The organism is Microtetraspora sp. AC03309, from assembly GCF_020826795.1.
Lineage (GTDB): Bacteria > Actinomycetota > Actinomycetes > Streptosporangiales > Streptosporangiaceae > Microtetraspora > Microtetraspora glauca.
The window spans coordinates 1-7,231 of the sequence record NZ_JADDIL010000144.1; the positions used below are offsets into that span (position 1 = coordinate 1).

General features: G+C 71.1%; 4 protein-coding genes and 1 pseudogene. 2 read left to right on the top strand and 3 right to left on the bottom strand.

What is annotated here, in order from left to right; genetic code table 11:
- Positions 1-206 precede the first annotated feature (206 nt).
- On the bottom strand, positions 207-1,166 hold the full coding sequence (locus IMZ11_RS41235) for a LysR family transcriptional regulator (protein WP_228648810.1): 960 nt from the start codon (positions 1,164-1,166) through the stop codon (positions 207-209).
- Positions 1,167-1,313: 147 nt separating this feature from the next.
- Positions 1,314-4,616 (bottom strand): M28 family peptidase, encoded by a 3,303-nt coding sequence (locus tag IMZ11_RS41240; protein ID WP_228648812.1) that lies wholly within the window; start codon positions 4,614-4,616, stop codon positions 1,314-1,316.
- Positions 4,617-4,961: 345 nt separating this feature from the next.
- On the opposite strand from IMZ11_RS41240, the gene IMZ11_RS41245 reads away from it, so the two are divergent.
- Together IMZ11_RS41245 and IMZ11_RS41250 are read left to right on the top strand one after the other, a co-directional pair.
- Positions 4,962-6,251: an MFS transporter gene (locus IMZ11_RS41245; protein WP_228648814.1), complete on the top strand. Its 1,290-nt coding sequence runs from the start codon at positions 4,962-4,964 to the stop codon at positions 6,249-6,251.
- 298 nt (positions 6,252-6,549) lie between these two features.
- Positions 6,550-6,867 carry a hypothetical protein gene (locus IMZ11_RS41250; protein WP_228648816.1) on the top strand — a complete coding sequence of 106 codons (318 nt, stop codon included), beginning with the start codon at positions 6,550-6,552 and terminating at the stop codon, positions 6,865-6,867.
- Positions 6,868-6,940: 73 nt separating this feature from the next.
- Here the strand turns inward: IMZ11_RS41250 and IMZ11_RS41255 are convergent.
- Positions 6,941-7,231, bottom strand: a pseudogene (locus tag IMZ11_RS41255) (site-specific integrase); the annotation flags it as partial.

Consider the following 7,231-nt stretch of genomic DNA (forward strand, 5'->3'; position numbering starts at 1 on the left):
GTGCGGCGGAGGGTTCGAGGGAGGGGGAGCCGGGTTGCGCGAGCGCCGTGGTGGCGGGGAATGCCAGGGCGGCGAGGGTCAGGACGCATCCCGCGATGACGGAGGGTCTGCGGAGCATGCCGTTTCTCCTTGGGGGGTGGGGAACGCCCTCAAGGTAACGGCCATCACATCGGTCGTGTATCTACCGCTTTTCCCCTGTCCAGGTGTTATGGAATGGCGTGGAACTGCGGGTTCGCGGCGAGCCATTCGGCGCATCGGGGGCTGCGTTGTACGGCGTCGGCGTGCGCCGCCATGGCGTGGTCGATCATCATGGCGGCCGCTCGGGCGACGGGGGCGTCGGCGTGCCAGCCGATCCGCTGCCGCCAGTGCAGCGGCGCCCCGGCGAGCGGGACCATGACGATCCCGGGCACGAGCTGGAAGGTCGCCTGGCACAGTACGGCGGCGCGGCCGAGCTGGGCGAGGTAGACGCAGGTGGCCAGATCGGTCTCGTACATCGTGGCCGGGGTGAAGCCGGCCCGGGCGCAGGCGGCGGCGAAGCAGTCGCCGAAGCAGCCGTCTCCGGGGGTGACCGCCCAGCTCTCGTCGGCGAGCTCCGCCAGCGCGACCTCCTCGGCGCCGGCGAGCGGGTGGTCCTCGCTGAGCAGGACGAACACCGGCACGGTGCCCACGGTGCTCCACAGCACCGGGTCGCCCGCGGGCGGCGGGCTCTCGCCGCAGGTGCCGACGAGCGCGAAGTCCAGCCGCCCCGTGACCAGCATGTTCGTGAGCTCCCGCGCGGACCACGAGGTGTAGGTGCTCACCGGCGTCTCGGGGCAGCTGGTGGTCAGCCGCGCGACCAGCCCGCCCAGGATCGGCCCGTTGGTGGCGCCCATGCGGAAGGAGGTGATGCCGTCGTAGGTGTTGGCGAACCGCACCGCCTCTTCCTGGAGCTCCCGTACCGCGGGCAGCACCACGCGGGCCCGGCTCAGCACCAGCTCCCCGAGAGGCGTGGGGCGGGCACCGTAGCGGTCGCGCTCGAACAGAGCGCCGCCGAGCGTGCGCTCGATCCGCTTGAGCTGCGCGGTCAGCGCGGGCTGGGCCAGGCCGAGCAGTGTGGCGGCCTTGGTGATGCTTCCCGCCTCCGCGACCGCGGTCACGATTTTGAGGTGACGCAGCTCGAGATCCATAGCCGGAAAGTACGGCGCTTGTCCTTGTCCGTGCAATCAAGCCGTGTCGCGAAATTAAGACGTATTTCATTTGGAGCGTGACATTTCGGATTCGGAGAGTGAAGTGGTGGGCGGCTCCCCGCTGCCGCCCACCTGATCACGGCAGGATCAGATCCGCTGCCAGAGAGCGGGGACGATCGGCGGCTCCCAGCCAGGCAGCGCCGTGTGTCCCTGCAGGCATCGGTACTGGACCCCGCCGTAACTCACGACGTCGCCCGCCGCGTACGTGGTGTAGGGCGCCCAGGTGTCGCCCTCACCTCCGCCGACGGTCAGGGTGAACGCCGCCGAGTGGTTGGCCGACGTGCCGGTCCCGTTGAGGTTGATCGTGTACGTGCCCGCCGTGGTGCTCGCCGAGGTGGCGATCGTCACCGCCGAGGACTGGCCCGCCGTGACGGTGGCCGGGCTGAACGAGACGGTGATCCCCGAGGGCGCGTTGGACGACAGCGCGATGCTCTGCGCGCTGCCGCTGGTGACCTGTGTGCTGACGGTCGCGGTGACCGACTGGCCGGGCTGCGCCGAGGCCGACGACGGGTTCACCGAGAGCGAGAAGTCGTTCACCGGAGGGGGCGTGTCCCCCACGGCGAGCTTCCACAGGGCGGCGGCGATGGCGTCACTGTTCCGGTCGAGCGCGGTCGTGCTGACGTTGGCCGGGTACCGGTCGCAGGACGAGTGGTAGCACGAGTCGTACGCCTGGCCCGCCGTGCCACCCCACTTCTGTGCCTGGGCGGCGGACTTGACGCCCTCCGCGCCGGTGAACAGGCCACCGACCCGCACGCCCGCGTTCTTGAAGGGCGCGTGGTCGCTGCGGCCGTCGGCGCCCGTCTCCGGCTCCGTCTGCACGTTGATCGAGGTGAAGTAGTCGGTGAACACCTTCTGCAGGGCGGCGTCGTCCTGGTAGACGAAATAGCCGGCGTTCGGCGAGCCGACCATGTCGAAGTTCAGGTACGACTCGACCCCGGCGGCGCCGCCGTTCTGGACGTAGTACGTCGAGCCGCGCATGCCCTGCTCCTCGGCGCCCCACCAGGCGAACCGTACGTGCTTGGTGAGCGTGGGGTTACGGGAGGCCAGGGTGAGCGCGACCTCCAGCAGCGCGGCCGAGCCGGAGCCGTTGTCGTTGATGCCGGGCCCGGCGGCGACGCTGTCGAGGTGGCCGCCCAGCATCACGGTCGGGCTGCTGGGCCCGCCGGTCCAGTCGGCGATCAGGTTCGCGTGGGTCGCCCCGTTGTAGGTGAAGTTCTGGATCCGCGTGGTGTAACCCACCGCGTCCAGCTTGCCCTTCACGTAGTTCAGCGAGGCGGTGTAGCCGGCCGTCGCGGAGGCACGGCTGCCGCCGTTGGCGGTCGCGATCGACTGGAGCTGGTTCAGGTGCGCGGTGACGTTGTTGACCGCGATGTCCGGCGTGCCGGACGGCGGCGAGCCGACCGTGAGGGAGAACGTCGCCTCCTTCTCCACCGACCCGCCGGTGGCGATCACCGTCACCGGGTAGACGCCGGCCGCGGTGCTCGACGCCGTGCCGAGCGTCAGCGTCGACGACTGGCCCGCCGTGATCGTCGACGGGGCGAAGGTCGCGGTCACGCCGGTCGGCAGCGGGGTACGGGTGCGCAGCGTGAGCGACGGTGCGCTACCGCTGACCACCGCGCTGGTGACCGTGGTGGTCGTCGACTGGCCGGGCTGGACGCTCCCGGCGGCCGGGTTGACCGCGATCGAGAACTGGCCGCCCGAGGAGGTGCAGGTCGGCTCGCCGGACTGCGCCGGGACGCTCACCGCGTTCCAGGCGGCCTTGGTCGCGTCGAACTCGGCGCAGCTGCCGGGGAAGAGCGACTTCGCGGCGTTCAGCGTGGCGACCCGCGCCTTCGCGTGCGTCCACGGCACCGTCTTGGTGCCCAGGCCGCCCAGGAAGATCTTGCCGGCCTTCTGGATGCCGATGCCGGTGATCGCCGTGTTGTTGCAGGTCGGGCTGGTCGGCTTGCCGCCGCCCGGGTTGCTGCCCTCGGCGAGCAGGTAGAACCAGTGGTTCTGCGGGCCCGCCGCCTTGTGCACCTCGGTGTTCGGGATCGAGGAGCTGTAGCAGTTCGGGTCGCCCAGCGCGCTCGGGTTGTACATGTTGCGGATCGGGCCCGACCCGGTGAGGTTGAGATCCTCGCCGACCAGGTAGTCCGGCTCGTCATAGGTGGCCGGCTCGTTGACGTAGTGCTCGGTCAGCGCGCCGAAGATGTCGCCGGTGGACTCGTTCAGCCCGCCTTCCTCGTTGGCGCTGCTCTGCTGCATGCTGCCGGAGTACTGGAAGATCGCGTGGCCGTACTCGTGGGCCACCACGTCGATCGAGGTCGCCTGCTTGTTGTTCGCCGAGTTGTGGCCGAAGTTGGTGTACGACCCGTTCCAGTAGGCGTTGACGTCGTTGAGCCCGACCCGGGCGGGGAACGCGCCCCCGGACCCGTTGAAGCCGCTGCGGCCGAGCCAGTCGCGCAGCATGTTCCATTCCTGCTGTGCGGCGTACAGCGCGTCGACGCAGGCGGTCTCCAGGTTGGTGCCGGACCCGTTGCCCCAGCTGTCGGTGGACTTGGTGTAGGCCGTGCCGGTCTGGCCGCCGCACCGGAGCCCCGGCCGGGTCGTGTCGGTCATCGAGTACGAGCCGGCGGATCCGGAGGTGGCGATCGTCACCTGGCCGTGGTAGTTGCTGCTGCCGGTGCCCTCCCGGACCTCGTCCCAGGAGTCGAAGACCGAGCCGTCCGTGGCGTCGACGTACACGTGCAGGACGCTGGGAGCCTTCTCGCCGCGGCCGGTGACCACGACCTCCCAGGCCAGCCTCGGCCGCTCGCCCGCCGCGTGCACGAGCAGCGTCGGCTCGCCCACGGTGTCGACCCGGGTCAGCTCGGCGCGGGCCTTGGTGGCCGCGGCGTCCGCGGTCACCGTGGTCCGCGGGTCGATCTTCAGGGTGGCCCGCTGGCCGGTCGTCACCGAGTGGACGACCTGGCCCGACCTGTCGGTGGCGACCACCACGTCGCCGCCGTACACCGGCAGGCCCTGGTGCGTGCGCCGGTAGGTCAGGTACTGCAGGCCGTGACCTCCGGCGACGGTCCGGGTGAGCTCGAACGTGTCGTCGGCGGACGTGTGGAGCGCCGCCGCGTCACCGGCGAGCGCGCCGCCCGCGGTGCTGATCGCGCTCCTGCGCTCCTCGGAGCTCGGCGGGCTGAAAGCGGGCGTGGGGTCGGGGGCGGAGGCGCCCAGCGCGGACCCGGCCGGCGTGGATCCGGTCGGCGTGGATCCGGTCGGCGTGGATCCGGTCGGACTGGAGCCGGCAGGGAGGGACGATGTTCGTGCGGCTGAGGCACCGGGGGCGGTCGCCAGCGTGGCGGCGGCCATCGCCGTCGCGAGCACGGCGACGACACCGGGCCTGACCTTGGGATTCACTCTCGTGACTCCTCTTCAGGGGGGTGAGGGGGGAGCCCGCGGGCGGGCTGCGTAAAGCTGACACCGAGAGCGGGAGGGCCGGGTACCCTCCAAAAATCCATAGCGTCGCGATATGGAACCGTCCGCGCGGGTTCGTCTGCTGTTCGTCCCGCGCGGTCTCCGCCGTTGGTCCCGGTGTCCTTCTCGGCCGTTCGTCCTGTGCCTTCTCCGCCGTTCGTCCCGTGTCTTTCCGGGCCTCCGGACCCGTGAACGCCGACGTCCCGGCCGCGTTAAATGAAGCGACAGTTCCATGCCGTGAACGGCACTATGGATCCGTTTCGGGGGTCTTCCAGCGAGGAGTCGCAGGTGCACAGTGTCCGTCGCGATCTCGGTATGCTCCGGGATCGGCGCTTCGCCCTGCTCCTCGCCGTCCGGACCATCTCGGTGCTCGGCAGCGGGTTCGCGCCCGTCGCCCTCGCTTTCGGCGTGCTCGCGCTCCCGGGGTCGACCGCCACGACGCTGTCGGTGGTCCTCACCGCCGAGGCGCTGCCGATGGTCGCGTTCATGCTCGTCGGCGGCGTCATCGCGGACCGGTTGCCCAGGCACCGCGTGATGATGGCGGGTGAGGGGCTCAACGCGGCGGCGTATCTGTCGCTCGCCGCGATGATGCTCACCGGCTGGGCCCCGGTTCCCGCCCTGGTGACCGCGGCGGCCGTCAGCGGCGTCGCGACCGCGATCTTCTTTCCGGCGCTGACCGGGATCGTTCCCGACGTCGTCCCCACCGAGCGGTTGCAGACGGCGAACGCCCTGCTTGGGCTCGGTACCAACATCTCCCGTGTCGCGGGCCTCGTCCTGAGCGGGGGCGCGGTGGTCCTGCTCGGCGCCGGCTGGTCGCTCGCCGTCAGCGGCGCCATGTTCGCCGTGGCGGCCACGATGGTGACGGCGTTGCGCCTCACCCCGGCGGAGCGCGCGGCGGCCGAGCGGCACTCGGTGCTCGCCGACCTGCGCGAGGGGTGGCGCGAGTTCGCCTCCCGGCAGTGGCTGTGGGTGGTGGTCGCGCAGTTCTCCATCCTCGTGATGGCGGTGCAGGCGGCGCACGGCGTCCTCGGCCCGCTGGTGGCCAAGGAGAGCCTGGGCGGTGCCCCCGCCTGGTCGGCCGTACTCGCGGGCGAGGCCGTCGGCATGATCGCCGGCATCCTGGTGACCCTGCGGCTGCGGCCGCGTCGCCCCATCCTGGTCGCGACCCTGCTCACCCTGCCGACGGCCCTGCCGTACCTGCTGCTCGGGTCGTCGGCTCCGCTGTGGGCGGTGGTGGCGGCGGCGGTCGTGATGGGGATCTGCTTCGACGTCTTCGGCGTGTTGTGGAACACCACCATGCAGCGGGAGGTCCCGCCGGAGGCCCTGTCGCGGGTCAGCTCCTACGACGCGCTCGGCTCTCTGATGTTCGGCCCGATCGGCCTGCTGGTGGCCGGGCCGGTCGCCATCGCGATCGGGCCGCGCCCCGCGCTGCTCGCCTGCGCGGTGATCGTCGCCGGAGTCTCCCTGCTCGCGCTCCTGTCCCCGGGCGTACGCGGCCTGCGCGCTCCGGTCGAGGAGACGGTGGAGGAGCCGGTCGCCGCGGCTCCGGACGGAACCCCGGCGGAGGCCGGCGCATAGCCAGGCCGGGTCTGAAGAATCACGCCCCGCTGTGGCGCGGCCCAGATGGAGCCGTGCCACAGCGGTCCCGGCTAGCGGACGTGGCTCAGGCGGCGTCGCTGGACGTTCAAGGAGCGGCTGGCGCTGCTGGTGAGCATGGTCGGCACCCCGCGTCCGCCTTGATCGGGGCCGCCAGGATGACTAGCCTGATCGCCGTGCTGCCGGAAGGCGGGGCCGAGGCGATCGCGTCATCCGGGAAGAGTCCCGACCACGGCGAACTGCTCGACCACGCCGCCATGGGATTTGGGACCGACTGACGATGAGCGCGGAAGAGGATTTCAAGCAGGTCGGCGCCGAGCTGGCCGACCTGGGTGTATGGATCTCCAGGATGATGGGGAGTCCCGCGCTCAAAGATCAGGCGGGGAAGGTGTTCGCGAGCCTGCAGCGCGACGGCGCGATGGTGTTCCGGCTGGTCAGGGACACCCCCGAACACACAGCCGCGCTCCAGCTGGCCGGGGCGTCCCTGTTCGACCCCTCGGGGCAGGGCAGGGCGATGAAGGACTGGGTGGTCGTGCCCCACTCCTCGGCCGAGAAATGGACGGATCTGGCCGAGGCCGCCCTCAGCCGCCCACGCTGATCAGTAGGCCACGTCGACGGTGCGGCGGTGGGTGCCCGAGTCGGGCAGGACGCGGAGCACGGTGTCGGCGGGGTCAACGCCCGAGTCGGCCGCAGGGCGCGAAACCGGCCTCCGGAATGTGGCGGTCGCGCGCCATCGACAGTTCCCGGGCGCTCACGCCGGCGATGGCCTCAGCGACAGGGTTGACGTAGCGCATGGCGGTGTTCTTGTGCCAGGCCTTGCCCATGATGAGCTGCAGCGGAATTTCGGCCTCGTCGAGGTGGGTGGCGGCGCTGTGGCACAGCTGGTGCAGGTCGAGTCCGGCATGGGTGTCAAGCAAGACGCGGGCGTGGTCGTAGCCGAGGCGGGTCGGGTCGGGTCGGGT